The 26,179-nt window shown below is 62.8% G+C and carries 22 protein-coding genes; 14 read left to right on the top strand and 8 right to left on the bottom strand.

Translation table 11 applies throughout. The features are described from left to right. The first annotated feature begins 209 nt into the window (after positions 1–209). Positions 210–1,739, top strand: coding sequence for a hypothetical protein (locus GKZ68_RS18995; protein ID WP_173117571.1), 1,530 nt, complete (start codon positions 210–212; stop codon positions 1,737–1,739). Positions 1,740–1,751: 12 nt separating this feature from the next. On the opposite strand, the gene GKZ68_RS18990 is transcribed toward GKZ68_RS18995, so the two are convergent. Together GKZ68_RS18990 and GKZ68_RS18985 are read right to left on the bottom strand one after the other, a co-directional pair. Next, the gene (locus tag GKZ68_RS18990) at positions 1,752–2,870 is read right to left on the bottom strand and encodes a hypothetical protein (protein WP_173117569.1); all 1,119 of its coding nucleotides are present in this window, start codon (positions 2,868–2,870) and stop codon (positions 1,752–1,754) included. Positions 2,871–2,951: 81 nt separating this feature from the next. After that, the gene (locus GKZ68_RS18985; RefSeq protein ID WP_173117567.1) at positions 2,952–3,944 is read right to left on the bottom strand and encodes an aspartate-semialdehyde dehydrogenase; all 993 of its coding nucleotides are present in this window, start codon (positions 3,942–3,944) and stop codon (positions 2,952–2,954) included. Positions 3,945–4,216: 272 nt separating this feature from the next. Here GKZ68_RS18985 and GKZ68_RS18980 point away from each other — a divergent pair, with 272 nt between their 5' ends. Both GKZ68_RS18980 and GKZ68_RS18975 read left to right on the top strand, forming a co-directional pair. Further along, a complete protein-coding gene (locus GKZ68_RS18980) occupies positions 4,217–4,609 on the top strand; it encodes a VOC family protein (RefSeq protein WP_173117565.1) in 393 nt (130 codons plus the stop codon). A 114-nt stretch (positions 4,610–4,723) separates the two neighbouring features. Next, positions 4,724–7,330 (top strand): lamin tail domain-containing protein, encoded by a 2,607-nt coding sequence (locus GKZ68_RS18975; protein WP_173117563.1) that lies wholly within the window; start codon positions 4,724–4,726, stop codon positions 7,328–7,330. A 16-nt stretch (positions 7,331–7,346) separates the two neighbouring features. Here the strand turns inward: GKZ68_RS18975 and GKZ68_RS18970 are convergent, their stop codons facing one another. Then, positions 7,347–8,594: an aspartyl protease family protein gene (locus GKZ68_RS18970; protein ID WP_173117561.1), complete on the bottom strand. Its 1,248-nt coding sequence runs from the start codon at positions 8,592–8,594 to the stop codon at positions 7,347–7,349. Positions 8,595–8,737: 143 nt separating this feature from the next. Here GKZ68_RS18970 and GKZ68_RS18965 point away from each other — a divergent pair, with 143 nt between their 5' ends. Further along, the gene (locus GKZ68_RS18965; protein WP_173117559.1) at positions 8,738–10,345 is read left to right on the top strand and encodes a DUF1800 family protein; all 1,608 of its coding nucleotides are present in this window, start codon (positions 8,738–8,740) and stop codon (positions 10,343–10,345) included. 74 nt (positions 10,346–10,419) lie between these two features. Next, positions 10,420–11,646, top strand: coding sequence for a DUF1501 domain-containing protein (locus GKZ68_RS18960; protein ID WP_173117557.1), 1,227 nt, complete (start codon positions 10,420–10,422; stop codon positions 11,644–11,646). A 77-nt stretch (positions 11,647–11,723) separates the two neighbouring features. Here the strand turns inward: GKZ68_RS18960 and GKZ68_RS18955 are convergent, their stop codons facing one another. Continuing rightward, positions 11,724–12,554: a hypothetical protein gene (locus tag GKZ68_RS18955; protein WP_254244069.1), complete on the bottom strand. Its 831-nt coding sequence runs from the start codon at positions 12,552–12,554 to the stop codon at positions 11,724–11,726. 207 nt (positions 12,555–12,761) lie between these two features. Between GKZ68_RS18955 and GKZ68_RS18950 the strand changes: the two genes are divergently transcribed. After that, positions 12,762–13,271: a hypothetical protein gene (locus GKZ68_RS18950; protein ID WP_173117555.1), complete on the top strand. Its 510-nt coding sequence runs from the start codon at positions 12,762–12,764 to the stop codon at positions 13,269–13,271. A gap of 50 nt (positions 13,272–13,321) precedes the next feature. Here the strand turns inward: GKZ68_RS18950 and GKZ68_RS18945 are convergent, their stop codons facing one another. After that, entirely contained in the window at positions 13,322–14,086 is a 765-nt protein-coding gene (locus tag GKZ68_RS18945) for an alpha/beta fold hydrolase (RefSeq protein WP_173117553.1), read from the bottom strand. Positions 14,087–14,439: 353 nt separating this feature from the next. Here GKZ68_RS18945 and GKZ68_RS18940 point away from each other — a divergent pair, with 353 nt between their 5' ends. The 7 genes from GKZ68_RS18940 to GKZ68_RS18910 all read left to right on the top strand — a co-directional run bounded on the left by GKZ68_RS18940 (position 14,440) and on the right by GKZ68_RS18910 (position 20,783). Next, entirely contained in the window at positions 14,440–15,090 is a 651-nt protein-coding gene (locus tag GKZ68_RS18940; protein WP_173117551.1) for a hypothetical protein, read from the top strand. A 171-nt stretch (positions 15,091–15,261) separates the two neighbouring features. Next, positions 15,262–16,548 (top strand): sorbosone dehydrogenase family protein, encoded by a 1,287-nt coding sequence (locus tag GKZ68_RS18935; protein WP_173117549.1) that lies wholly within the window; start codon positions 15,262–15,264, stop codon positions 16,546–16,548. Then, positions 16,548–17,000: a cytochrome c gene (locus GKZ68_RS18930; protein WP_173117547.1), complete on the top strand. Its 453-nt coding sequence runs from the start codon at positions 16,548–16,550 to the stop codon at positions 16,998–17,000. The genes GKZ68_RS18935 and GKZ68_RS18930 overlap by 1 nt, the downstream gene beginning before the upstream one ends. 206 nt (positions 17,001–17,206) lie before the next feature. Continuing rightward, the gene (locus GKZ68_RS18925) at positions 17,207–18,106 is read left to right on the top strand and encodes a fatty acid desaturase (RefSeq protein ID WP_173117545.1); all 900 of its coding nucleotides are present in this window, start codon (positions 17,207–17,209) and stop codon (positions 18,104–18,106) included. A gap of 89 nt (positions 18,107–18,195) precedes the next feature. Further along, the gene (locus tag GKZ68_RS18920) at positions 18,196–18,462 is read left to right on the top strand and encodes a hypothetical protein (RefSeq protein ID WP_173117542.1); all 267 of its coding nucleotides are present in this window, start codon (positions 18,196–18,198) and stop codon (positions 18,460–18,462) included. A gap of 80 nt (positions 18,463–18,542) precedes the next feature. Then, a complete protein-coding gene (locus GKZ68_RS18915) occupies positions 18,543–19,424 on the top strand; it encodes a pirin family protein (RefSeq protein ID WP_173117540.1) in 882 nt (293 codons plus the stop codon). A gap of 192 nt (positions 19,425–19,616) precedes the next feature. After that, on the top strand, positions 19,617–20,783 hold the full coding sequence (locus GKZ68_RS18910; protein WP_173117538.1) for a Gfo/Idh/MocA family protein: 1,167 nt from the start codon (positions 19,617–19,619) through the stop codon (positions 20,781–20,783). Between the two features lie 3 nt (positions 20,784–20,786). Here GKZ68_RS18910 and GKZ68_RS18905 read toward each other — a convergent pair whose 3' ends face one another. Together GKZ68_RS18905 and GKZ68_RS18900 are read right to left on the bottom strand one after the other, a co-directional pair. Next, a complete protein-coding gene (locus GKZ68_RS18905; protein ID WP_173117536.1) occupies positions 20,787–21,332 on the bottom strand; it encodes a DUF4136 domain-containing protein in 546 nt (181 codons plus the stop codon). 108 nt (positions 21,333–21,440) lie between these two features. After that, a complete protein-coding gene (locus tag GKZ68_RS18900; RefSeq protein ID WP_173117534.1) occupies positions 21,441–22,298 on the bottom strand; it encodes an aldo/keto reductase in 858 nt (285 codons plus the stop codon). A gap of 178 nt (positions 22,299–22,476) precedes the next feature. Between GKZ68_RS18900 and GKZ68_RS18895 the strand changes: the two genes are divergently transcribed. Further along, complete coding sequence (locus tag GKZ68_RS18895; protein WP_173117532.1) at positions 22,477–23,928, top strand: NAD(P)/FAD-dependent oxidoreductase; 1,452 nt, start codon at positions 22,477–22,479, stop codon at positions 23,926–23,928. 105 nt (positions 23,929–24,033) lie between these two features. Here GKZ68_RS18895 and dxs read toward each other — a convergent pair whose 3' ends face one another. After that, the gene (gene dxs, locus GKZ68_RS18890) at positions 24,034–25,968 is read right to left on the bottom strand and encodes a 1-deoxy-D-xylulose-5-phosphate synthase (protein ID WP_173117530.1); all 1,935 of its coding nucleotides are present in this window, start codon (positions 25,966–25,968) and stop codon (positions 24,034–24,036) included. Positions 25,969–26,179: the final 211 nt, after the last annotated feature.

The following is a 26,179-nucleotide window of genomic DNA, read 5'->3' as shown; positions in this document are numbered from 1 at the left end:
GCGACGACCCTGGTGGCCGGCGGGTTTCTTGTACGCGCCTGGTGCCTAGGGCGGCCGTGTAAAGTGCGGGCAGCCAACGTGCAAAATCCTGGGCTAGCCCCCGCCCTGCCCGAATTATGCACCTCCCCCGCCCTAACCTTATCGGGCCGGCAGGCCACTCCCGGCTCGGTTTCCCCGTTAAATAGGCAGTTGCTTATCTGTGCGTTCAAATGAAAATACCGGCTTACCTGCTTTCGCTAGCTACCCTGGGGGTGGCCCTAGCCACTACTCCGGCCCTGGCCCAGCACGACCACCACACCATGCCCGGCATGGCCATGCCGCCCGCCAAGCCCGCCCCGCCCGACACCACCCGCCGCTCCAAGCCGACTAAGATTGCCGCGCCGATGCCGGGCATGAGCCTGCCGGCCGACACCAGCCATAAGCACCAAATGGCTGGCGGCCAGATGCATGGCATGGACGGGATGGACATGGGCGGCATGGGTTCCATGAGCCACAGCTACTCGCGCCACTTGCCTATGAGCCGCAACGGCTCGGGCACCGCCTGGCAGCCCGACCAGACCGACATGTACATGTGGATGCAGCACAAAGGCCCTTGGATGCTGATGTATCACGGCGCCGCCTTTGGCCGCTACACGAGCCAGAATTTCAACCACGCCGGCCAGCGCGGGCAGGCTAGCCGCGTCGATGGCCCCAACTGGTTTATGGCGATGGCCCAGCGAACCGTGGGCGAGCGCGGCCTGCTCAACCTGAGTTTGATGACGAGCCTCGACCCGCTCACCGAAACGCGCGGCGGCTACCCGCTGCTGTTTCAAACCGGCGAATCGTACAAAGGCCAGCCCCTCATCGACAAGCAGCACCCACACGACCTGTTTTCGGGCCTGAGCGTGGGCTACACGTATGCTTTTTCGCAGGATGTGGACCTGACTGCTTACCTGGGCTACCCCGGTGAGCCGGCCATCGGGCCCACGGCGTTTATGCACCGCTTGTCGGCCATGCCCAACCCCGACGCGCCGCTCTCGCACCATTGGACCGACGCTACGCACATCACCTTCGGGGTGGCGACGCTGGGGCTGCGCTACAAGCAGTTTAAGCTGGAAGCCAGCAACTTCACCGGTCGCGAGCCCGACCAGTACCGCTACGACTTCGACCGGCCCCGCGCCGACTCGTGGGCCGGCCGCCTCAACTGGAACCCGACTTCGTCGCTGGCCCTGCAAGTAAGCCACGCCTACATCAAGAGCCCCGAAGACCTGCACCCCGATGAAAACGTGCGCCGCACCACCGCTTCGGTGCTGCACAGCCGCAGTTGGGGCGAGCGGCACTACATCGCCTCGTCGCTCATCTGGGGTATGAACCAGGGTACTGGCCACGGCGCCGAGCACGCCGTGCTGGCCGAAACCAACCTCACGCTAGGCCGCCCCACCTTCTACGGCCGCTACGAGTTTGTGCAAAAAGACAGCGAGGAGCTGGATTTTTACGCCTCCGGCCCTAACGACCAACTGCTAGCCATGACATTTAATATCCATGCCCTTACGCTGGGTAGCAGCTACCGGCTGGCTAGCCTTGGCGGTCCGCACGGCCCCGAGCTGAGCGTGGGCGGCCAGCTCACGGGCTATTTCATTCCGCAAACGCTGCAAGCCGACCGCTATGGCCTGGGCTACGTGGGGCCGGGCTACGGCCGCCTACCGCTCTCGGCTTCGGTGTACGTGCGCCTGAATGCGCCGTGGATGAAAGCTATGTAATTCGCTAGTTATTCATTTTGAGGCTGGTACATCAGCCCACAGCAACAAGGCTTCGGACAGCGGACTAGCGTCCAAATCAATGAACCGCACCCCGTAGTGCAGGGCGCTGTCGGCCATTATTTCGCGGCTACCCAGGCTGATGACGCGGCGCAAACGCTGAGCATTGCGCCAGTCGCGCAGCGCCACGGCATCGGCAAAGGCCGTGGTAGTGGCCGAAATGCCGTAGCCTAGCAGCAACGGGCCACTATCTACATCGCCGGCGGTGGTAGCGTAGCGGCCCGGCCATTCCCGATACAGGCGCAGCACGCCCAGATTGGTGCTGCCGCTGGCCTGGTAGCGCTGGTACTGCTGCCGGGCAAGCACCGAGTCGAAACGCGCGATAAACCAGATGCCCCAGCCCAGCATCGAGCCGCGCGGACCTTCGCGCACCTGGCCCCGCGCATCGACCTGCGAGGCCAGCAGGCCGGTAGCCGGGGCTAGCCACCGGGTGCGGGCGGCCGCCACCCAGCGCCGGCCAGCCGCGGCGTAGCGGCTGCCGGTGAGGCGGCTGTGCAGGGCGAGTGAGGCGAGCGCCACGGTATTATCGGGCAGCCAGCGCAAGCCAGGGTACGACTCCAGATTACCGGCTGGCTCGTGGGCGTAGCGCCGGTATAGGACCGCGGAGAGGCTATCGTGCAATACGCGGTAGGGCGAATTGGCGGCCAGTTGCCGGTGGCACCCCAGCATCAAGTTCAGGTGCCCTAAATAGAGCACCGAGCTGGGCAAAGAGTAGCCCGCATACTCTTGCGGGCCGGGCTCCCCGAAGGGCAGCCGGCTGCTACTGCTCAGCACCTGCCTGATTGCCAGGCCGATATATTCGCTGGCTTCCCGCCGAAAGCTCGAATCCTGGGCAGCCAGGTTGGCCAGCCCATAGGTAGTAAATGAGCGCGTAAACAGGGCCCATTCCGGATTTTGAGTCCCTAGCTGGCCTAGCGTCGTGGCTGGTCCACTGCCTTCCCGAATGACGCGTTCCAGATAATTGAGGCGCAGGCGCACAATGGCCGCGACCGGCGGGGCGTAAGTAGGCCGACTGAAACTGACCCACAGCAGGGCTAGCAGCATAATGGGCAGCAGCCAGCGGCGGCGTTTCATATAATTGTAATCGGCAAAAAAGAACGTCCCGCGGCGCTTTGGCAAGCGCCACAGGGCGTTCTGATTGAATCCAACACTCTCCTACACCAGTCCCTTCGCCGCCAGATACTCGGCAATCTGCACGGCATTGGTGGCGGCGCCTTTGCGCAGGTTATCGGCTACCACCCACATATTGAGGGTGTTGGGCTGAGTTTCGTCGCGGCGCAGGCGGCCCACCAGCACGGCGTCGCGGCCGTGGCTGTCCTTGGGCATGGGGTATTGGTTCTGGCTAGGGTCATCTACCAATTCCACGCCATCGGTGCGGCGCAGGATGTCGCGCACCTCATCGAGGTCAAACTCCTGGGCAAACTCAATATTTACCGACTCGGAGTGGCCGCCCATCACGGGTACGCGCACGCAGGTGGCGGTAACGCGAATGCTGTCATCACCCATGATTTTCTTCGTTTCGTTCACCATTTTCAGCTCCTCCTTGGTGTAGCCGTTGGGCTGAAACACGTCGATGTGGGGCAGCACGTTCAGGTCGATGGCGTGCGGGTAAGCCGGGTTGCCAACGGGCTGGCCGGCGCGCTCCTGCAGGAGCTGGTCCACGGCTTTCTTGCCGGTGCCGGTTACGCTCTGGTACGTGCTTACGACAATGCGCTCGACCTTATATTTTTTATGCAAGTCATTGAGCGCCACTACCAGCTGAATAGTCGAGCAGTTGGGATTGGCAATGATTTTATCATCTTTGGTCAGCACATTGGCGTTCACTTCGGGCACCACCAGCTTCTTGCCGGGGTCCATGCGCCAGGCCGAGGAGTTATCGACGACCACCGTGCCCACTTCGGCAAACTTGGGGGCGAACTCCAGCGATACGCCGCCGCCCGCCGAGAAAATGGCGATGGCCGGCCGCGCCGCAATGGCGGTTTCCATGCTCACCACCGGGTAGTCGGTGCCCCGGAAATGCACCACCGTACCCACCGATTTGGCCGAAGCCACGGGCAGCAGCTCGGTCACGGGAAACTGGCGCTCGGCCAGCACTTTCAGCATTTCGGTGCCCACCAGCCCGGTGGCACCCACTACGGCAACTTTCATGAGAAAAACAGTTAATCAACGCGTTAGGCGGGACTTTGCACCGGCCACTAGCGGGCAAATGTCGGGATAAAATTGCTTAGCTGGCGCGCTGCCGGACTCCGGACCCAGCTTTGGGAATCAACGTAGCCAGGAATTGCAAAATAGTTGCCGGGCCAGCCAGCCAAAATTGCCAATCAGCCGTTGATACAAAAACCCGGCAGCGCCCCCCGACGCCTAGCTCAAGTCTTTTGCCAGCTCTGTAATCTTCTCACTACCAATCTACTCAGTTACTCATGCCGATTAATCCCAAAACCAAGGGCCTGGCCCACGTAGCCCTGCGCACCACCGACTTTGCCCGCGCCAAGGCGTTTTACCACGATTTGCTGGGCCTGCCAATCGCCCTCGACACCCCCGAAATACTCGGTTTTTTGGTCGGGTCCACGTTTATCGGCTTTAAGAAAGCGGCGCCCACCTACCCCGGCGGCGGCACCTTCACGCCCTTCAACGTAGGCCTCGACCACATTGCCATCGCCTGCGAAGACGAGGCTGAGCTGCACCGCGTGGCCGATGCCCTCCAGGCGGCCGGCGTCGAAAATACTGGTGTAAAACAAGATGTTGTGGGCCCCATGAAGTACGTAGCTTTTAAAGACCCCGACCGCATTTCCTGGGAATTTTACATGGTTTAGTGCCTAGCCAGCGGGGGCGGCCGCAGTACGTTGCCGGGAATTGCGCGGCCAGCAGAAGCTATACCCTGGCTTTTGCATGCATATTTGGGGCTAGCTATCCTTAGCGTTCTCCCCATGAAGCATTTCGTGCTTTTCTTTTTCTGGCTGCCGCTGGTGGCGCAGGCTCAACTTGCGGATTCCTTTACCGACGGTAACTTCACCGCCAACCCTACCTGGACCGGTGACGCGGGCAGCTTTGCCGTAGCCAACCAACTACTGCAAAGCGCCGGGCCGGCCGTCACGGGCACTCAAATTCAATTGGTTACCCCCTGCCAGGCCAGCACTGGCACCAGCTGGGAGTTTTGGGCCAACCTGCGGCTCGCTACCTCCTCGGGCAACCTGGCCGATGTGTGGCTGCTGGCTTCGCAGGCCGACCTCAAAAACCCCGCTACCAAAGGGTATTTCGTGCGCCTGGGCGGTACCGACGATGAAGTAAGCCTGTTTCGCAAAGACTCGGCCCGCAGCCCGGTGCTGGTGATTGATGGCCTGAATGGCACCCTGGCCAGCACTACCAACAACGTGGTGCGTGTGCGCGTAACCCGCTCCCTACAAGGCCAGTGGACACTGGCGCGCGACCTGACCGGCGGACGCGCCTTCGTGGCCGAGGCTAGCCAGCCCCTCGACAATACTTACCAGCGCAGCGCCGTGGTGGGCGTATCGCTGCTCTACTCTTCAGCTAATAGTAAGAATTTTTACTTCGACGACTTCAACGTTGTAGACACAATGGCGCCGCTGCTCGTGCGGGCCGCCGCCGTGGATGCTCGCACCGTGGACGTGGTTTTTAACGAAGCCGTGAGCCCCGCCTCGGCTACCGACCCTGGCCACTACCGGCTGGGCACGGGCGCGGGGCCCACAACGGCCACGGTTTCGGCACTGAACCCGGCCGTGGTGCGGCTCACCTTTGGCCGCGACCTGGGGGCCAGCAATTCATTAGAGGTGCGCCAAGTGGCTGACCTTTACGGTAATGTGGCGGCCGGGCTGCTCACCGCCACCTTTGGCGGGGTGCCGGTGGCGCCGCGCGTGGGCGAGCTGCTCATCACCGAAATACTGGCTAAGGAAACGCCCGTGGTGGGCCTGCCCGCCTCAGAATTCATTGAGCTTTACAATAACTCCGCTAAAACGCTGAGTTTGCGCGGCGTGCGCTTACTGAAACCCGGCAGCACTACCGCCGCTGGGCTGCCCGACACGGCCCGGCTGCTGCCCGGTCAGTACGCGGTGGTGTGCAGCAGTACCCGCGCGGCGCAGTTTGCCGGCTATGGTAAAGTGTACGGAGTCAGCAATTTTCCGGTTCTTACCAATGCTGGCGACCAGCTGGTGCTGCGCGGCCGCGATGGCAGCACGCTCTTCGAAATTGCCTACGCCGACACCTGGTACCGCGACCTGCGCAAGGCCCAGGGCGGCTGGACCCTCGAAATGCTGGCCCCCGCCAACTACTGCGGCGGCGCGCCTAACTGGCAGGCTAGCCAGGACCCGAGCGGCGGCACGCCCGGCCGCCGCAACAGCGTGGCCGCCCCCAACCCCGACCGCTCGCCCCCTGGCCTGCTCGGCGCCGTAGCCCTTACGCCCACCACCATCCGGCTGAGTTTTGGGGAGAAGCTCGACAGCGCGGCGGTGGCTAGCCCAGCGCTCTACACCTTGCAAAGCAGCACCGGCGCGGCGCCGACCGTAACCCGCGCGGCACCCGTCGGCCCCGATTTTCGGGCCGTGGACCTGGCGGTGAGTCCGGCGCTGCTGCCTAGCCGGGCGCTGACGGTGGCCGTGGCCCGCGCTACCGACTGCGTAGGCAATGCTAGCGGCGCGCTCAGCACGGCCGGCGTGGCCTTGCCCGAGGCCGCGCAGCCCGGCGACGTGGTCGTGAATGAGGTATTATTCAACCACGCCCCCGGCGGCGTGTATTTCGTGGAGCTGCTTAATCGGTCGCTGCGCTACGTCAATCTGCAAGGCTACCAGCTTGCTACGCAAAAAGCAGGCGGGGGCGGCACGGCCGTCATCAGCCCCGGCGCGCCCTACGTGCTGGCGCCCGGCCAGCTGGTGGCCCTTACTTCAGCTACGAGCAGCTTGCAGGCACAGTATCCTACCAGCAGCGAGCCGGCCGCGCTGCTGGCCGTGGCCGGCTTCCCGGCCCTGGACAACAGCGCGGGCACCGTGTTTATTTACAGCGCAACCGGCACGGAGCTAGACCATTATGCTTATGACAAAAGCCAGCATCTATCCCTGCTCAGCACGCAGGCGGGGGTGTCGCTGGAAAGAATACGGGCGAACGGGCCGAGCCTGGCCAGCAATTTCCATTCGGCCGCCGGCACGGTAAATTATGCCACGCCCGGCCGGCCCAACTCGCAGGCGCAGGACGCCGTGGGCAACGGCCAGGAACTGCGTATGGTGCCCGAATTATTTACGCCCGATGACGATGGCCAGCAGGATTTTACGACCCTCAATTACGAGCTCGACCAGCCTGGCTACGTGGGCTCGGTGACGGTATACGACGCGCAGGGCCAGCTGACGCGCCGCTTATTGCGCAATGAGAGCCTGCCTACTACCGGCTTTGTGCAGTGGGATGGCCTCAACGAGCACGGCCGCAAAGCGGCCGTGGGCTACTACCTGGTGCACGTCGAGCTGTTTCGACCCAGCGGCGGCGAGCGGCGCGAATACCGCAAAACGGTGGTCGTGGGCGCGCGGCTGTGAGGCGCGGCTAGCCGGCCTACCAGGCGTTGAAATACAACTCTTTATTGACGTAGTCGATGGTGGGGCAATACTGGCTTAGCAGCGGGTAGCCCACCAGTCCTTGCAGGGGCGCCCGATTCGGATTTTGGTTGAGGTGCGCCATATCGGCAAACACTGTGGCCTGCTTGCGAAACACCAGCGGGCCGGCCAGGCGCACCTCGGGCAGGCGGGCAGTGGCCACGGTGCGGGCGGTGGCGTCGGCTCCGCTGAGCTGGGCGGTCGAGGCCCGGCGCAGCACGCGGGCTAGCCCCGCCTGGTACTGCTGGTCGAGCAGGTTGGCCTGCGCCCCGCAGTCTACCCCCACCTGAAACGTTTGGCCGCCCACGGTCAGGGCCACCACGGGCAGGTGGCCGCTCAGCGTGAAGGGCACGCGCATGAGCGCGGCCGGCGGGGCGGCCGCCAGGTCGGGCTTGCGCAGTCGCACCTGGCCGCCGCGGTAGTCGAGCGTCAGGGCGTATTGGTTCAAGATATTGTAGCCGATGAGGCCGAGCAGCGTGAGGCCACCCAGCTTTTGCTGCAGGCTGGTCAGGTCGAGCGTGGGCACTGCTTTCTGCTGAAAGCTAATGCCTTGCCAGTCGAAGTGCTGCACCAGGTGGTGCGACATGCCGGCCATCTTGCCATTTACGCCGGTGCCGCCCGTAGCAGCCGGCGAGGCTTCGGGGGCAGGGGCCGCAAACTCGCGCTGGTTCAGCACCAGCGCCGGGGCGCCGGTGTCGAGCAGGAAATTGCCGCGCCGGCCATCCACCTCGGCCTCTACCAGCAGCAGGCCGTCGAGTACCCTAGCGGGCGCCACTACGCTGGGCGGTGTGGTCAGCTCCTCGGGGCCAAAGGTGGTACCGATTTGCTTCGTGCTGGCCGGTAGCAAGTCCAGCTCAGCAAATTGCCCGGCGGGGGTGAGCACCAGGGTCAGCTCTTTTTCGGCGCCCTGGCGGGCTAGCGCGCACATGTAGCGGGTGTTGGGGCCGGCCGGTTCCTGGCGCACGATGCGCAACCCCTCGACCGGACCCACCTGCGGCAGCAGCTGCGCCAGCGCCCGCCCGGTGTAGGCCGGCGGCAGGCTACCCACGCGCGTATCGGGGGTGAGGTAGGGCTGCACCGGCGCCAGCGACTTGCTATTGAGGGCCACCACGAGTTGGTCGAGGGCCGCCACGCCGGTGGGCTGCTGCGCCAGTCCCGCCCGTAGCAGGCCAAAGTAGAGGAGCCAAAAGATACCTAGTTGTCGCATCGGGTAAAGCTACTTGCCAGCGCTGGTCTGGCCTGGTCAACCGCCGGCCCGCCGTGCTGGCTGCGGCGGGCGGAATTCTGTCGTTGCGCCCTACATTATTGGGTGATTATTAAACCTTCACGCAGCATTTCCCTCCAAGGTTCATGAACACGCAGCAGCTCCAGCATTTGTATTGGCGGGCCGGCTTCGGCCCGCGCCCCCAAGAGGTGGCCGCTGGCCTCAGCCCCAGCAAGGCCCTGCGCCAGCTGCTGCACGAGGCCCGCGCCTACGAGCCCATTCCGAGCGCCACCCTGGCCGGTTTTCAGGACCCGCTGGGCGCGGTGATGGCGGTGCCGCCCGGCAGCCCGGCGCCGGCTAGCCAGGGTGCGGCCGGCCCGGCCGCCGCGCCTCCGGCGCCGGCCAGCTCGGCGCAGCCGGGCACGGCTAGCCCCGCCGCGCTGGCCCCGCCGCTGGCCCCCGTTGAGGAGCTGCGGCCCCGTTCGGCGCTGGCGCTGCGTCGCCAGGGCTTGCCGGTGCTGCGCCGGGCCGACCTCACGCCCGCGCAGCGCAAGCTGCAAAACGAGAGCATCCGCGACGCGTTTATTAGCATGAGCACGGCCTGGATAGACAAAATGGCGACCTCGCCCGGCCAGCTGCGCGAGAAAGTGGCGCTGTTCTGGCACGGGCACTTTGCCTGCCGCACGCGCCGGCCCGACGACTCGCTGGCTTTGCTCAATACCATTCGGGAGAAGGCGCTGGGCAAGTTTCCGGATTTGCTGCTGGCCGTGAGCCGCGAGCCGGCCATGCTGCAATTTCTTAATAACCAGCAAAATCGCAAGGAGCACCCCAACGAGAACTTTGCCCGCGAAGTGATGGAGCTGTTCACGCTGGGCCGGGGAAATTATACCGAGGCCGATGTGAAGGAAGCCGCCCGCGCCTTCACCGGCTGGGGCTTCGATGGGCAGAGCCGCTTCGTATTTAGAGAACGCCAGCACGATGCGGGCTCGAAAACGCTGCTGGGCCAGACGGGCAACTGGGGCGGCGAGGACGCCCTGCGTATCATCCTGCAGCAGCCGGCGGCGAGCACGTTTATCGTGACCAAGCTGTACCGCTTCTTCGTGAACGACGTGCCCGACCCGGCCCACATTGCGCCGCTAGCTGCGGCTTTTCGCAAAAGCGACTACGACGTGAGCGACTTGCTGGAGCGGATGTTTTCGGCCGACTGGTTTTACGCGCCGGCCAACACGGCTAGCCTCATCAAGTCGCCGGTGGCGCTGGTGGCCGGCCTGCGCCGCACGCTTAACCTGAAGGTGGACAACGACAAGCAACTGCTGGGCTACCAGAAAGCCTTGGGCCAGACGCTTTTCATGCCGCCCAACGTGGCCGGCTGGCCCGGTGGCCGCGCCTGGATAGACTCGTCGTCGCTGCTGCTGCGCTTGCAGCTACCGAGCATTCTGTTCAAAAACGCCGAATTTGCGGTGCGTCTCAAAGACGATGAAAATGACATCACGCCCCAAACCACCGGCAAGGAGCGCTTAGTCAAGAACACCGAAACTACGCACCTCCCGCTAGCCCCTATTCAGCTGCTGCTGGGCCCGGCCCCGGCCGACCAGCAGCCGCAGCTGCTGGCCAGCTTCCTGCTGCAAGCCCCGCTGCGCCCCGAAAACCTGGCGCTGGTGCAGCTAGCCGCCGCCAAAGCCACCACGCCCGAGGAGCGCCTGCGCAACACGCTGGTGAGTCTGCTGAGCCTGCCGGAGTACCAGTTGGCCTAGCCATCATTTACCCTGAAACCTGGCTGTCATTACAAGCGCAATGACGAATATTTTCTCTTATAAATCAATTTCTTATGCAACGCCGTAGCTTTCTGCAAACCTCTGCCCTGGCCAGCACGCTGCTGCTGGTGCCCAAGTTTTTGCACGCCCTCGACCGGTCCGAAACGGCGCTGGCGGCCCGGCTGCGCGATGCGCCCGGTGGCGCGGCGCGCCGGCTCATTGTGGTGCAGCTGGGCGGCGGCAACGACGGCCTGAATACCATCGTGCCGTTTCGCAACGACTTGTATTACAAGGCTCGGCCTACGCTGGCACTCAAAGACACCGATGGCCTGCTCCCGGTGAGCGACGACCTGGCGCTGCACCAGAGCATGAAGGGGCTGAAAGGCTTGTTTGACCAGGGCCAGCTGGCTATTTGCAACGCCGTGGGCTACCCTAATCCTGACCGTTCGCACTTCCGCTCGATGGATATTTGGCAGACCGGCTCGGGCTCGGAGCAACTCTTGAGCACCGGCTGGCTAGGCCGCTACCTTGACAGCTCCTGCGCCGGTGGCGCGCCGGCCTACCAGGCCCTCGAAATCGACGACACCCTGAGCCTGGCCCTGAAGGGTGCACAGCGCAACGGCTTGGCCCTCAAGAACCCAGGCAAGTTTCACCAACTCACGCAGAGCCGCTACCTGAGTGCGCTGAGCCAGGAAAAAGCCACCGCCCCGGCCGGCTCGGAGCTGGACTACCTCTATAAAACGCTGGCCGAAACGGCCTCCTCGGCCGACTACCTCTACGACAAGTCGAAGATTCATACCAGCTCGGCCACGTACCCGAATACCGAATTTGGCAAGAACCTGAAAACGACTGCCGAGCTGATAACTTCGGGTGTTGAGTCGCGGGTGTACTACCTGGCACTCAGCGGCTTCGATACCCATGTGCGGCAGCACGAGCAGCAGGGCCGCCTGCTGGGCGAGCTGTCGGACGGGCTAGCCGCGCTGGCTGCCGACCTGCAAAAAAACAACGAGTGGAACAACACCCTGGTAATGGTATTCAGCGAGTTTGGCCGCCGCGTGAGCGAAAATGCCAGCAACGGCACCGACCACGGCACCGCCAACAACGTGTTGCTGCTCAGCGGCGCGCTGCGCAAGCCGGGCCTGCTCAACCAGCCCGCCAGCCTCGCCGACCTCGACCAGGGCGACCTACGCTACCAGCTCGATTTCCGCAGCCTCTACGCCAGCATTCTTACCGACTGGCTAGGGGCCGACGATAAGCTCGTGCTCGGGCCGGGTATTGAAAAGCTAGCGGGGCTGGTTTGAGCTTAGCTGTGTAAAAAAGAACGTCCTGCTTTAGTAAGCGCAGCAGGACGTTCTTTTTTAAGCCTTTACAGCTATACCTAAATCGGCACGTTGAAGCCGAAGCCATAAATTAATTGGGCCGAGCCAAAGTGGTGCGTGACGCGGCCCAGGCGGTCGGCGCCGATGTAGCTATTGGTGTAGCGTGCGTAAGCGCCCTGAAAATCAGTATTCAGGAAAAAATACTTGTAAAACTCCAGGCGCAGGCCGGCGCTCGCCCCGGCCACCCAGCCTTCGTAGTGAAACGGTCCTTCGGCGTGGCTGGTGAAGATGGATGAGATGGTGTAGGAAATCATGGGGCCGCCGCCCACCTTGCCCACGGCGCTGAGCGTGACGTGCCGGCCAGCCATGAGGCTATGGCGCTTCACCAGGTTCACCATCAAGTAGTTGTTGCCATTGGTGTGTTGCAGGTGCACAAAGTCGGGCGTCACGAGCGTGTCACGGTCAAACTTAAAGCCCCGGATTTCGCCCGACACGCGCATGGTCTGGTAGTCATCGACCACGTACTTGAGGTGGTTCCAGCTTACTTCGATACCCAGGTCGTTCTTATCGTGAAACAGGTAGCCCACCGTGAGGTCGTACTGCGGCACGGTAAGGTTGCTGGGCTTCCAGAAGTCGCTCATGCTAGGGTGGTCGTGGGCCACCGCATTGTGAAAAGTAAAGTCGTAATCGTCTGACTTATCGTTCTTAAAGCGAATATCCGACTTGGTATACCAGTCGCGGTTGTAGCTCCAGTTGAGGTAGATGCTGCCGTGGTCGTGGGCTTTGGGCGAAAAGCTGCCGAGCACAGCATTGGGCACGGGCGGCGCCGTTTGGGCCTGCCCCACGCTGGCCAGGCCCAGCAGGCTAGCCAGCAGTAAATAATTTTTCATTATAGCGGATAGAAGACCTTGCCGGATACGCAAGGCTACCCAAAGTTACGGCCGAGGCTATGGATGCCGATTAACTGGCTAGGCTGGGCACCAAAAAATTATCTAATCGCGCTCGTCCTTTTTCATTTTCCATTCATAGCTTTGCAACACCACCTTATTTCGGCTTGATTAAGGTATTTACATTCTTTTTTTTATCACTTTTTCTGCATGAAAGTAACTTTACCTACCTGTTTACTTGCCAGCACCGCGCTGCTTAGTTCTTGCGCCTCCATCGTCAGCCATTCTACCTGGCCAGTATCGCTTAGCAGCGCGCCAGTGGGGGCCAGCGTTTCGGTTATCGACCGGGGCGGCCGGGAAGTATTCACGGGCACCACCCCGGCGGCGGTACAGCTAAAATCCGGCGCCGGCTTCTTCCAGCGCGCCAAATACACAATTAAGTTTACCAAGGCGGGCTTCGCCACGCAAAGCATTCCGCTCGAAGCCAACGTGAATGGCTGGTATTTTGGTAACATCATTTTTGGGGGCTGGATTGGCATGCTCATCGTAGACCCCGCCACCGGCGCCATGTACCGCATTCCGCAGAAAGACGTGCAGGTGGCCATGGCCCAAACTACGGCCTTCGACCTGAATCCGACCGACCCCACCGGCCTGCGCATCGTGTCGCTCGATGATGTGCCCGCCAGTGCGCGCGCGCTTATGGTGCAAGTGCAGCCCTAATACCAGCTGCTTTAGGATGAAAAAGCGTTGGCCTCAGGGCTGGCGCTTTTTCATTTTTCGAATACGGCCCCGGCCAGCGCCAGCACGGCCCGGCGCGTAGCTTCGGGCTGCTCCAGATAGGCCTGGTGCCCGCTGCCTTCCAGGAACAGCGCCGCGCCGGTGGGGGCCAGCGCGGCCTGGGCGATGGAGTCGGCCAGCGGCACGGCCACGTCGTGCTTACCGGCCACCAACAGCACCGGAAACTGGGCCTCGCGCAGCACCGCCGTGCGGTCGGGCCGGGCGGCCATGGCGCGCAGCGCGCCGGCAATGGTAGCCTCGGGCGTGGCCTTGGCAATGTCTTCGAGCAGGGCCAGTGCCTCGGGCAGGCGGTCGCGGTTGTGGGGTGCGAAAAGCGGGCGCACGAAGCTATCCATAAACTTTTCGAGGCCGTGGCGCTCGACGAAGCCGATGTTTTTTTCGCGGTTCTGGCGCTTCTCGTCGGTATCGGCGTGGGCCGTCGAGTTGATAAGGGCTAGCCCGGCCACGCGGTCGGGGTAGCGCTCGGCCAGGGCCAGGGCCACGTAGCCGCCCATGCTGTGGCCCACCACCAGCACCGGGCCGGGGCAGCCTTTCTGGTCGAGGTAGTTCACCACGTAGCGCGCCTGGGCCTCCATCGAGAAATCGGGCACGGCGGCGCGGTTGGTGCCGTGGCCCAGCAGGTTGGGCGTGAGCAGGCGATAGCCGGCCGGGAAGGGCCGGGTGAATTCGGTCCAGACCTCGCGGCTTTCGGCAAAGCCGTGCAGGAAGAGGATGGTAGGCGGCGGAGCAGCAGACATAGCAATACTACCTTGCGGGCGGCAAGACTTGATGCCAAAACTACGGTATGATTTCACGGCGGCGCTACCCGTTTTTATTCGCCGCTGGCAGCGGACTACTTTTTGCCTTGGTTGCGCGCTACTTCTTCGATGATAATCCTGGAGGGCTTTTAACTGTCAGTTTCTTGCTTCTGGTACCGATGGCACTAGGAGCAATTACCGCGCATTTTGTGCCACCTGCGCATTTTGGATGGCAGCTGTTTGGTGCGCCTGGACTTACCGTTCTTCTATTTATACTCACCGCATTCATATTTCACTTAGAAGGCGCTATCTGCCTAATTATTATTGGTCCGTTGTTTTTTGTTCTGGCTTCGATGGGTGCGCTGATTTATACCAGCGTGGTCGACCTGCTGCCGCCCCGACGCGACAAAACGCTGGTGGTGATGGGCTTCGCCCTCCTCCCCTTTTTAGCCATCAGTATTGAAAATCGCTTCGACAACCCCGACGACTTCCGGCGCGTCGAAAACACCGTCGAGATAGCCGCCCCAGCCGCCGTGGTGTGGCAGCACATTATTCGGGTGGCGCCCATCGGGGCTAGTGACCTGGGTCACAGCATCATCGACGACATTGGCTTTCCACGCCCCGTCGAGGCTACGCTCACCCACGAGGGCGTGGGCGGGGTGCGCCACGCCACCTTCGAGCGCGGTGTCGAGTTTATCGAAACCGTGGACGACTGGCAGCCTCTGCAGCGCCTCTCGTTCAGCATAGTGCCCAATACGGCCACTATTCCGCCCACTACCTTTGACGAGCACGTGATTGTGGGCGGACGGTTTTTCGACGTGCTGCGCGGCACCTACGAGTTGCGGCCCGCCGGCCCCGGGCGCACCCTGCTCGTGCTGCACAGCCAGCAGCGCCTCAGCACCCACCTCAACTGGTATGCCGGCCTCTGGACGGGCTTCGTGATGAGCGAAATCCAGCGCCGTATTTTATTGGTGCTCAAGCATCGCTGCGAGCAGATAAGCTAACCCACTATCGGCTTCGCGCTCCAAAATGAAGCCTACCAGACAACCCCGGCCCGGCAAAAGCGTCTGTGGCTTATGGTGGCGGGCTAGCCCGGCCGCAACCTTCTCCCGCCGTTGGCAGTTGGGGAGAGAACCGATTTTATTCTTTTTTTTACTTCGTTAGTTCCCAGCCTCATGCGCTCCTTTTCCCCTCGCCTACTGCTAGCCGTGCCCGCCCTGGCGGGCAGCCTGGCGCTGCTGGCTAGCCACCCCAATGCCCCGCAGGTAGCCCCCGACCCCAACAACGCCGGCCTGAAGCTGCCCGCCGGCTTTGGCGCGCTGGTAGTGGCCGAAACCGGCGGCCGAGCCCGCCACCTGGCCGTGACGCCCCAGGGCACTATCTACGTGAAGCTCAACAAAGTAAAGGACGGCAAGGGCATCCTGGAGCTGCGCAGCCAGCCCAGCGGCAAGGCGGCCGTGGTAGGCGGCTTCGGCGACTACGGCGGCACCGGCATGTACGTGAAGGATGGCTACCTCTACGCTTCGTCGGACCACGCGGTGTACCGCTACAAGCTCGACGCTAAAGGCGAGGTGACGGACCCTGGTAAGGGCGAATTAATCGTGCGCGGCCTGAAAGTGGGTAGCCAGCACGAGTCGAAATCTATCGTGCTCGACAACGCGGGCAACCTCTACGTGAACATCGGGGCTTACGCCAACGCTTGCCAGGAGCAGGACCGCACGCGCGGCTCGAAAGGCATCCCGAACTGCCCGATTCTGGATTCGGCCGGCGGCATCTGGCAGTTCAAGGCTAGCCAGCTCAACCAGCGCTACCCCGACGGCACGCGCTACGCCACCGGCCTGCGCAACGTGGTGGGCCTCGACTGGAATTCGCAAGACAATCAGCTCTTTGTGATGCAGCACGGCCGCGACCAGCTCTCCGACAACTGGCCCCAGTTTTACAACGAGAAGCAGTCGGCCCAGCTGCCCGCCGAGTGCCTATACGCCCTCAAAAAAGGTGACAACGCCGGCTGGCCTTATATGTACTACGACCAGCTTCAGCATAAGAAAATGCAAGGCCCCGAGTATGGCGGCGATGGCAAAAAGGAAGCGACCGGCAACTACATCGACCCCGCCGCCGCCTACCCCGGCCACATGGCGCCCGATGGCCTGCTGTTTTACACCGGCAACATGTTTCCGGCTAAGTACCGCAATGGCGCCTTCATCGCCTTCCACGGCTCCTGGAACCGCGCGCCCGAGCCGCAGGCCGGCTACTACGTCGTATTTCAGCCCTTCGTAAATGGCAAGCCTAGCGGGCAGTGGGAAGTTTTTGCGGACAACTTCTCGGGCTCGGCGGCCAAAACGGCCAGCGGCCGCGCCGACCACCGTCCCTGCGGCCTCGCCCAGGGCCCCGACGGCTCGCTCTACGTGAGCGACGACTCGAAGGGCACCATCTACCGCATCGTGTATAACGCTAAGAAATAATGACTGTTAAGCAAGCTTTCCTGGCGCTAGCCTTGGCCGGCGGCGCGCTGTCGCTGCAAGCCCAGCACCGCCCGGCTCCCAAAAAAACCACCGCCAAAGCTGACCCGGCCACGGCGGCTAGCCTCACCCGCGGCGCCGTGGTGTATAAGAACGTGTGCATCACCTGCCACCAGGCCGACGGCGGCGGCGTGCCCAATATGAACCCGCCGCTCATCAAAACCAGCTACGTGCTCGGCGACAAAGCCAAGCTGGCCCACATTGTGCTTGCTGGCCTGGCCGAGCCTATCGAAATCGACGGCAACGACTACAAGCAGCACATGCCCGCCCAGAACTACCTCACCGACCAGCAGGTGGCCGACGTGCTCACTTACGTGCGCAACAGCTTCGGCAACAAAGCCAGCGCCGTGCAGGTAGCCGAGGTAAAAGCCGTGCGCGCTACGCTGCCCAAGTAATTGCTGCTCAACGCCTACGCGCGGCGGTTCCGGCAACGGGGCCGCCGCGCTTCGTTTGTAGCACGAGTAGTAATAAACCGCTGTCTTACCGCTTTTGCATGCCCCAGCGCAGCCGCCGCTAGGGCTAGTAGCTAAACTACCGCCTATCCTATACTTTATATCGCTAGCCTTGTTATAGTCAGGTTCGTACCATAAGTCCTTGTCTTATGCGCCCCGCTCCCCTGCTGCCGGCTCAGCACCGCCTCACCACCGCTTGGTTTCACGGCTGCTGGCTTTATGGCAATTTGGGTATCGGGCTGGTTTGGGGGTTGCCGCATCTTACCTGGCCGCGCAGTCTGGCTTCAGTGAGCTTAGCCGTGCTCACGGTGGGGCTGGGCCACGCGGTGGGCCTGCACCGGGGCATCATTCACCGGGCGTTCCAGACTTCGCGCTTTTGGCGCAGCGTGCTGGCGTACTTGAGCGTGCAGGCCGGCGTGGGTGGGCCCATTTCGTGGCTGAAATCGCACTATTATCGCGACTACTGGCAGAACCAACCCGCTAGCCCCGCCTACTTCCGCTACGACCATCCCATCTGGCTCGATTACCACTGGAACCATCACCTAGCCCTGCACTCGGCCGATGACACCGTGTACGCCATTCCGCCCACCGACCTGCATGACCCGTGGCTGCGGTGGCTCGAAAAAACCTGGGTGCTGCACGTGCTAGCCCTGGCTGGGCTGGTGTGGCTAGCCTTCGGCTTTGAGGCAATGGCCGCCGTGGTGTGCCTGCGCGTAGCCGTGAGTATGCTCGGTCACTGGTTCGTCACTTACGTGTCGCACACCTCGGGCTACGCCCGCTACCACGTGGCCGGCGCCGCCGAAAGCGGCTACAACAACCTGCTGCTCGGGGTGCTCAGCTTTGGCGAGGGCTTCCACAATACCCACCACGCCCACCCGCGCTCAGCCCGCATGGGCACCGCCTGGTACGAGCTCGACCTGGGCTGGCTACTGGTACGCGGCATGGAGGCGCTGGGCCTTGTTTGGGCCGTGGAAGCCGCCGGCCGCACCGATACGCAGAAGCCCCAGGCGCTGGTGCAGTCCACCCGCCGCTGGCCCTGGGCGGGCTAGGCCGCCTGTTTTGCATGGCAGCCTGGCAAGCTAGGTTAGAACTTCTGGTTTGACTTGGCGTATGTTTTCAGCAAAAATCCTCTTTAGCTATGAAAGCGATTTTGCTAGCCGTCCTCCTCAGCAGCGCCACGCTCAGCTACGCCCAAACCACCCCTAGCGCCACCCCGGCAGGCTCGTCAACGGCGGCATCGGGCACTAAAAACGTGGGCAGTGACCGTGCCGACGCGCCCCAGGCGCCGGGTATGCAAGCCTCGGGCACCACGCCTATTTCGTCGGGGCGCCTGCATAGCACGAAAGCCGGCAGTCGGCGCGGGGCTAAAAAGGGTACGGCCCACTCGGCGGCGCCTAGACAATGAGTATAATCGGGGCTAGCTGATAACCTTTAACCTCGCCGTGGCTTATAAAGACTGTACCTACATTGTTTTCCTTATTTCCTATGGCAGCTCCCGAATTCCGCCGCATCTTCCAGGTTATTGATGGCAACAAGAAAGCCGTCGGCGACGGCTTTGACGTGACCAGTCCCATGCCGGGACCGCGCATCCGGCAGCTGAGCCCCTATCTGCTCATCGACCACATCGGGCCGATGCAGATTGCGCCTACCGATACGCCGCTAGGGTCGCCGCCGCACCCGCACCGGGGCTTTGAGACGGTGACCGTAGTCTACGACGGCCACTTGGCTCACCGCGATACGGCCGGCCACGACGGTACCATCGGCCCCGGCGATGTGCAATGGATGACCGCCGGCGCTGGCCTGCGCCACGCCGAGATGTACGACCGCGACTTTGCCCGGCGCGGCGGCACCCTGGAGTTGCTTCAGCTCTGGATAAACATGCCCAAGGCCAACAAGCTTGTGCCGCCCAAGTACCAGGAGCTGCGCGCCGCCAGCATCCCGAGCGTACCGTTGGCCGACGACAAAGGCAGCATCCGCGTTATCGCGGGCAGCTACGGCGGGGCTACTGGCCCGGCCAGCACGTTTTCGCCCCTGACGCTGCTCGATTTGCACTTGCAGCAGGGTGCTGATTTTGTCCTCACGCTGCCCGCTGCCTACAACGTGGGCCTCTACGTGGTGCGTGGCGCCATACTCGTCAACGGCGACCGCCCCGCCCGCACCCAGCAGCTCGTGGTGCTGGGCTGGAACTCGGCCGATGTGCAGCTCACGGCTACCGAAGACAGCCTCGTGTTGGTGCTGGCCGGCGCGCCCATCGAGGAGCCCCTAGCCACCTATGGCCCCTTCGTGATGAACACCAACGAGGAATTAATGGCCGCCATCGCCGACTTTGAGAGCGGCAATATGGGTAAGTTTCCGAAGGATGAGTAAGGCTGGCGGTTCCTCACAGCCGCTGCTCTACCTGTCGTGCTGCACGCAGTGAAGCGTCTTCTCACCGCTGAACGACTTACTCCGGCGCGAGAAGGTGCTGCGTGCAGCATGACAAACGGGGTAGCACGGCTCCGTTAGGCAACTCACCCAGGCTGTTGACGGTAAGCAATAATGCATTCACCACTTGCTGCTATGAAAGACGCTTTTGCTTCCGAATCCTCGCGCCGCGACTTCCTGCGCACGCTCTCGCTCGGGGCGGGCGCTACGCTACTGGGCTCCTCGGCGTTGGCTAGCCCCCTCAATTGGCTCGCGCCTGGGCGCAAGCTGGGCGTGGCGCTGGTGGGCCTCGGCAACTACAGCACCGGCCAGCTAGCCCCGGCTTTGCAGCAAACGAAGTATTGCCAGCTGGCGGGCGTAGTCACGGGCTCACCGGCCAAGGCGGCGCAGTGGCAGCAGCAATACGGCATTCCGGCCAAGAACTGCTACGACTATAAGACCTTCGACCGCCTCATCGACAACCCGGCCATCGACATTGTGTACGTGGTGCTGCCCAACGCCTTGCACGCCGAGTACGTGGTGCGGGCGGCGCAGGCTGGCAAGCACGTCATCTGCGAAAAGCCGATGGCGACCTCAGTGGCCGATGCCCGGCACATGATTGCGGCGATGGAGAAGGCCGGCAAGAAATTCAGCATCGGCTACCGGCTGCACTTTGAGCCGCACAACCAGGCCATGATGCGCCTGGGCCAGTCACAGGCGTATGGCAAAATCAGTCATTTGGCGGCTGATAATGGGTTCAAGTTTAGCAGCGGCGGCACGCCCTGGCGGGTGAATAAAAAGCTGAGCGGTGGCGGCCCGCTCATGGATATGGGCATTTATTGCCTGCAAGGCTGCCTCTACACCAAAGGCCAGGTGCCGGTTTCGGTCACGGCCAAATTCACGCCCGAGACGGGCACTGGCTATTTCAAGGAGGTAGAAGCTGGCGTGAATTGGCAGCTACGCTTCGCCGATGGCACGGTGGCCGACTGCCGCACCAGCTACGCCGAAAATATGCAGGGCCGCCTGCGCGCCGATGCTGCCAACGGCTGGTTCGAATTAGAGCCCGCCTTTGGCTACGGTGGGCTAGCCGGCCGCACCAGCAAAAACGACGGCCTGCTCAACCTACCCAATAGCAACCAGCAAGCCGCCCAGCTAGACGACTTCGCCCAGTGCGTGCTGCTCAATAAATCTACCCGCGTGCCCGGCCAAATGGGCCTGCGCGATGTGCAACTGCTCGAAGCCATCTACCGTGCCGCCGAAACCGGCCAGGCGGTTTCAACCAAGGATGTAGTGCAGCTCATCGACCGCACCAGCGCTCATTAAAGCCTAGCGGGCCGGCACGGGGAAGCGGGCAAATACGTCGGCCACGCCCTTGTCAATCTGCTTGGCGGCGCGGGTGGGCGTGCGCGACAAGATGGCCGACGTGGTGCCCTGCCACACCAGCTCCTTGCGGGCGGCATCGACGAGGTCGATGGTGGCGGTTCCCTCCTGGTACTGGCCCACCGGGATATCGCCGGCCTGCCAGTGGTAGTTGCGCTGGCCGATGTAGTAGGGCGCACCGTCGGTCTGGTAGTTGGCCTGGCGGGTTTGGGTGCGCGTCTGGGTCACGAGGCCGATATTCACCCACAAGTCGGGCTTATCCGCTTTTTGAAAGCCCCGGGCTGCCATCTCGCGCGTCACGGCGCGCTTGAGGTCGAAAATATTGGAGCCTGAGTTTTGAAAAGCCGAGTCGTTGCGGGCCACCTCATCCATAAAATTATAGGTGTGGTACCGCGACAGGTTTACGCCGGGGCGGCTGTCTACTTGCGTAGTGGCCTGCTCCGATGAGCAGGCGGCCAGCCCCAAGGCCAAGGCTAATAATGGCTTATTCAACGCTTTCAAAAAACCAGACATGGGTGGGTAGTAGCGGAAGGGACGGAAAACAAAAAGCCGGCTAGCGAGGCTAGCCGGCTTTACTTAACGCGCAATCCGTTAGCTCCGTTACGCTTTTAGCTTATCGAGCGAGGCCATGTCCTCGGCCGAGAGGTGGATGTCGGCCGTTTTCATATTTTCCTCCAGGTGCTTCACCTTCGACGTGCCGGGGATGAGCAGGATATTGGGCGAGTGGTGCAGCAGCCAGCTCAGGGCAATCTGCTGCTGGGTGGCGCCGTGCTTTTTGGCTAGGGTGTCGAGCGCCGCCAGGGCTTCTTTATTACCGCCCGAAAGCGGGTACCACGGAATGAAAGCCATATTCTGCTCGCGAGTGTAGTCGAGCACCGGCTCCCACTTGCGGTTATCGACCGAATACATATTCTGCACCGACACCACCGGAAAAAACTCCTGGGCCTTTTTAATCTGGTCTACATCGACTTCGGAAAGGCCAATGTGCTTCACCAGACCATCCTGCTGGGCTTTTTGCAGGAATTTGAAGGTGTCTTCCATCGGCACGTGCGGGTCGATGCGGTGCAATTGGTAGAGGTCAATCTGCTCGACTTGCAGGCGCTTGAGGCTGCCGTGCAGCGCTTCTTCGAGGTGCTTGGGGCTGGCATCGACGGGCCATTGGTTGGGGCCGGTGCGCAGCAAACCGCCCTTGGTGGCAATGACGACCTTGTGGTAGGGGTGCAACGCTTCGGCAATCAGCTCTTCCGATACGTTCGGCCCGTAGCTGTCGGCGGTGTCGATAAAATCGACACCCAGCTCGACGGCACGCTTGAGCACGCGGATAGATTCGGCGTGGTCCTGGGGCGGGCCCCAGATACCGTCGCCGGTGATGCGCATGGCGCCGTAGCCGAGGCGCTTCACGGTGAGGTCGCCGCCGATGGTGAACGTGGCGGGATAAGTGGCGGGGGTAGTAGCCATGAGGGAGAGTGGAAAAGGAAAGTAGTTGGCCGGGCGGGCTAGCCCGGTGCTGCCTACGACAAACATCCACCAATACTTGTTTGGGAAAGGGGTGCTCCTTGGCTCATCGGGTACCCCGCCCGGTGAAAATCGCCGGTAGCCTACCCTAGCCCGGCCTATTTGCGTTTACCCGATGCCTATGGATAGTACGTATGATGCCGTCGTCGTTGGCTCCGGCCCCAATGGGCTAGCGGCGGCCATTACCCTGCAGCAAGCGGGCCTTGCGGTGCTGCTGCTCGAAGGTAAAAACGAGCTGGGCGGCGGCCTGCGCACGGCCGAGCTGACGCTGCCGGGTTTTCGCCACGACATTTGCTCGGCCATTCACCCGCTGGCGGTGGCCTCGCCGTTTTTTCGCACGCTGCCGCTGGCGCAGTATGGGTTGAATTTCATCACGCCGCTGGTGGCCGCCGCGCATCCGTTCGACGATGGCACGGCCGCCGCCGCGCTGTCCTCGCTGGCCGCCACGGCCCAGGCACTGGGGTCCGATGCGGCGGCCTACCAAAAACTGCTCACGCCACTGCTCGCCCATTGGCCACGGCTGGTTTCTGAAGTGCTAGCCCCGCTGCACTGGCCCAAGCACCCCGTCGAGCTGGCGCGGTTTGGCTTATCGGCCCTGCTGCCGGCTACGGTGCTGGCGCGTCGCTTTCAGGGCGACAAGGCCCAAGGCCTGCTGGCCGGCATGGCCGCGCACGCCATTCAGCCGCTGAGCAACGTGGCTACCGGAGCGTTTGGGCTGGTGCTGCTGCTCACGGCTCACAGCCAGGGCTGGCCCTTGGCACAAGGCGGCTCGCAGGCCATTGCCGATGCGCTGGTGGCGCATTTCCGGGCGCTGGGCGGCCACGTCGAAACGGGCACCTACGTGCGCTCGCTGGCCCAGCTGCCGCCTGCCCGGGCCGTGCTGCTCGATGTGACGCCGGCGCAGCTTTTGCAGCTGGCCGGGCATCGGCTATCGGGCATCTACCAGTGGCAGCTCCGGCGCTACCGCTACGGCATGGGGGTGTTCAAGGTAGACTGGGCGCTGGCCGAGCCCATTCCCTGGACTGCTGCTGAATGCGCCCAGGCCGGCACCGTGCACCTGGGCGGCACCCTGGCCGAAATAGCTGCTGGCGAGCAAGCTACGGCGCGTGGCCAGCTTCCGGCCCGGCCCTTCGTGCTACTGGCTCAGCAAAGTCAATTCGACCCTAGCCGAGCCCCGGCCGGCCGGCACACTGCCTGGGCCTACTGCCACGTGCCCAACGGCTCGCGCCACGACCTGACCGCCGCTATCGAGGCCCAAGTCGAGCGCTTCGCACCCGGCTTCCGCGAACGTATTTTGGGCCGCCACACTTTCAGCCCAGCCCAGTTGGAAGAGCATAACCCCAACTACGTGGGTGGCGATATCAACGGTGGGCTGCTTGATATTCGTCAGCTTTTTACCCGGCCCGTGCTGCGGGCTTCGCCCTACCGCACCTCACTGCGCGGGTTGTATCTGTGCTCATCGGCCACGCCGCCCGGCGGGGGCGTGCACGGCATGGGTGGCTACTGGGCCGCTCGCCGCGCCTTGCGCGACAGGTTTGGGCTAGCGGCAGCGCCGCTATATCATGAAAATTAGTCTGCCTGCTTATATCGGCGGGAGATGCCCACGGCGGGTGTTTTCCTACATAAAAAAGCCTCGCAGCAGCAGCTACGAGACTTTTTTATGTAAAGAAATCACCCTCTACGCCAACTCGCGCAACGCCACTTTGGCGCTCAGCTCGCGCACGGCCTGGGCGATGCCCTCGGCATCGAAGCCGCATTCTTTGTAGAGTTGATCCTGAGTGCCGTGCTCTACCACGCGGTCGGGGATGCCGAGGCGGCGCACCGGAACGGCTAGGCCCTGCTCGCTCAAAAACTCCAGCACCGCCGAGCCAAAGCCGCCGGGCAGGCAGCCATCTTCGACCGTCACGATGGCGCGGTAGCGGCGGGCCACGGCCAGCAGCATCTCCTCATCGAGTGGCTTGCAGAAGCGCATGTCGTAGTGGCCAGCGGCTAGCCCTTCGGCAGCCAGGGCCGCGGTGGCCTGCACGGCATAGTTGCCGATGTGGCCAATGCTGAGGATGGCCACGCCGCCCGCCTCGCCCTCGCGCACCACGCGGCCCGTGCCGATGGCTACGCGCTGCAAAGGCGTGCGCCAGGCCGGTAGCACCCCCTCACCGCGCGGGTAGCGGATGCTGAACGGCCCGGCGTTTTCGGGCAGCTGAGCGGTGTACATCAGGTTGCGCAGCTCCTGCTCGTTCATCGGGGCGCTCACCACGATGTTAGGGATGCAGCGCATGTAGGCCAGGTCGTAGCAGCCGTGGTGGGTGGGGCCGTCGGCCCCGGCAAAGCCGGCGCGGTCGAGGCAGAACACCACGTGCAGGTTTTGCAGGGCCACGTCGTGCACCACCTGGTCGTAGCCGCGCTGCATAAACGACGAGTAGATGTTGCAAAACGGCACCATCCCCTGCGTGGCTAGCCCCGCCGAAAACGTGACGGCGTGCTGCTCGGCAATGCCCACGTCGAAGGCGCGCTCGGGCATGGCAGCCATCATAATATTGAGCGACGAGCCGCTGGGCATAGCGGGCGTCACGCCCATTATCTTGTCGTTGGCCTGGGCCAGCTCCAGCAGCGTGTGGCCGAATACGTCCTGGTACTTCGGCGGCTGGGGGGTGGTGTGGACTTTCGTAAAAATCTCGCCCGTAATCTTATCAAACAAGCCCGGCGCGTGCCACAGCGTCTGGTCTTTTTCGGCCAGCGCGTAGCCTTTGCCCTTCACCGTGACGCAGTGCAGCAGCTTGGGGCCGGGAATGGATTTTAAATCATTGAGTACCGCCACCAGGTGCTGTACATCGTGGCCATCGACCGGGCCGAAGTAGCGGAAGTTCAGCGCCTCAAATAAGTTACTCTGTTTGAGCAGGGTAGCCTTCATGGCGGCCTCTACCTTGCGGGCAATCTGCTGCGGATTGGGGCCAAACTTGGAGAGCTTGCCGAGCACGTTCCACAGCTCGTCGCGCACTTTGTTGTAGGTGCGCGAGGTGGTAATGTCGGTGAGGTATTCCTTGAGCGCACCCACGTTGGGGTCGATGCTCATGCAGTTGTCGTTGAGCACGACAATCATATTGTTGCGAATGTCGCCGGCGTGGTTGAGCGCCTCGAAGCTCATGCCGGCCGTCATGGCACCGTCGCCAATTATAGCAATGTGCTGGCGGTCAAACTCTTTTTTATAATCAGAAGCCACGGCCATGCCCAGCGCCGCCCCGATGCTGGTGCTGCTGTGGCCCACGCCAAAGGCGTCGTATTCGCTCTCTGAGCGCTTGGGGAAGCCCGACATGCCGCCGTAGCGGCGATTGGTGGGAAAGCGGTCGCGCCGGCCGGTCAGGATTTTGTGGCCGTAGGCCTGGTGACCCACATCCCACACCAGCTGGTCGTAGGGCGTATTAAAAACGTAGTGCAGCGCTACCGTTAGCTCGACCACCCCTAGCGAAGCGCCGAAATGGCCGCCGTAGATGCTCACCGTGTCGATGATAAACTCGCGCAGCTCCTGGCTGACTTGCACTAACTGCTCGGGGGCGAGCTTTTTAAGGTCGTCGGGCGAGGCTATCGCCGCCAGAAGCGGGCCGGGTTCAATCATCATCGGGGCAGGCAGAAAAGAGGGGGCGGCACGCCGCCGCCGGGCGGGCTAAGAGATTGGCCGGCCGACCTCAAAGGTACGACAGCGCGGGCCGGGCGGTTGTGCGCCAAGGAGCCAAAATACGGACCGGACCGGGCTATTGCAATCGGCAGTGTGGCGGGCTTAGTCGGCACAAGCAGGGCTTCGGCCGACCATTTGCCGAAAACAGGGCCGG

The sequence above is a fragment of the Hymenobacter sp. BRD128 genome, assembly GCF_013256625.1.
Classification (GTDB): Bacteria; Bacteroidota; Bacteroidia; order Cytophagales; family Hymenobacteraceae; genus Hymenobacter.
Note: the sequence above shows the minus strand (reverse complement) of the source record. Positions and strands in the feature narration are given on the sequence as shown.

Excerpts from the sequence above, each read along its gene's own strand:
- GKZ68_RS18995 (WP_173117571.1), top strand. The coding sequence starts at position 210 with ATGAAAATACCGGCTTACCTGCTTTCGCTAGCTACCCTGGGGGTGGCC.
- GKZ68_RS18990 (WP_173117569.1), bottom strand. The coding sequence starts at position 2,870 with ATGAAACGCCGCCGCTGGCTGCTGCCCATTATGCTGCTAGCCCTGCTG.
- GKZ68_RS18985 (WP_173117567.1), bottom strand. The coding sequence starts at position 3,944 with ATGAAAGTTGCCGTAGTGGGTGCCACCGGGCTGGTGGGCACCGAAATG.
- GKZ68_RS18980 (WP_173117565.1), top strand. The coding sequence starts at position 4,217 with ATGCCGATTAATCCCAAAACCAAGGGCCTGGCCCACGTAGCCCTGCGC.
- GKZ68_RS18975 (WP_173117563.1), top strand. The coding sequence starts at position 4,724 with ATGAAGCATTTCGTGCTTTTCTTTTTCTGGCTGCCGCTGGTGGCGCAG.
- GKZ68_RS18970 (WP_173117561.1), bottom strand. The coding sequence starts at position 8,594 with ATGCGACAACTAGGTATCTTTTGGCTCCTCTACTTTGGCCTGCTACGG.
- GKZ68_RS18965 (WP_173117559.1), top strand. The coding sequence starts at position 8,738 with ATGAACACGCAGCAGCTCCAGCATTTGTATTGGCGGGCCGGCTTCGGC.
- GKZ68_RS18960 (WP_173117557.1), top strand. The coding sequence starts at position 10,420 with ATGCAACGCCGTAGCTTTCTGCAAACCTCTGCCCTGGCCAGCACGCTG.
- GKZ68_RS18955 (WP_254244069.1), bottom strand. The coding sequence starts at position 12,554 with ATGAAAAATTATTTACTGCTGGCTAGCCTGCTGGGCCTGGCCAGCGTG.
- GKZ68_RS18950 (WP_173117555.1), top strand. The coding sequence starts at position 12,762 with ATGAAAGTAACTTTACCTACCTGTTTACTTGCCAGCACCGCGCTGCTT.
- GKZ68_RS18945 (WP_173117553.1), bottom strand. The coding sequence starts at position 14,086 with ATGTCTGCTGCTCCGCCGCCTACCATCCTCTTCCTGCACGGCTTTGCC.
- GKZ68_RS18940 (WP_173117551.1), top strand. The coding sequence starts at position 14,440 with ATGGGTGCGCTGATTTATACCAGCGTGGTCGACCTGCTGCCGCCCCGA.
- GKZ68_RS18935 (WP_173117549.1), top strand. The coding sequence starts at position 15,262 with ATGCGCTCCTTTTCCCCTCGCCTACTGCTAGCCGTGCCCGCCCTGGCG.
- GKZ68_RS18930 (WP_173117547.1), top strand. The coding sequence starts at position 16,548 with ATGACTGTTAAGCAAGCTTTCCTGGCGCTAGCCTTGGCCGGCGGCGCG.
- GKZ68_RS18925 (WP_173117545.1), top strand. The coding sequence starts at position 17,207 with ATGCGCCCCGCTCCCCTGCTGCCGGCTCAGCACCGCCTCACCACCGCT.
- GKZ68_RS18920 (WP_173117542.1), top strand. The coding sequence starts at position 18,196 with ATGAAAGCGATTTTGCTAGCCGTCCTCCTCAGCAGCGCCACGCTCAGC.
- GKZ68_RS18915 (WP_173117540.1), top strand. The coding sequence starts at position 18,543 with ATGGCAGCTCCCGAATTCCGCCGCATCTTCCAGGTTATTGATGGCAAC.
- GKZ68_RS18910 (WP_173117538.1), top strand. The coding sequence starts at position 19,617 with ATGAAAGACGCTTTTGCTTCCGAATCCTCGCGCCGCGACTTCCTGCGC.
- GKZ68_RS18900 (WP_173117534.1), bottom strand. The coding sequence starts at position 22,298 with ATGGCTACTACCCCCGCCACTTATCCCGCCACGTTCACCATCGGCGGC.
- GKZ68_RS18895 (WP_173117532.1), top strand. The coding sequence starts at position 22,477 with ATGGATAGTACGTATGATGCCGTCGTCGTTGGCTCCGGCCCCAATGGG.
- dxs (WP_173117530.1), bottom strand. The coding sequence starts at position 25,968 with ATGATGATTGAACCCGGCCCGCTTCTGGCGGCGATAGCCTCGCCCGAC.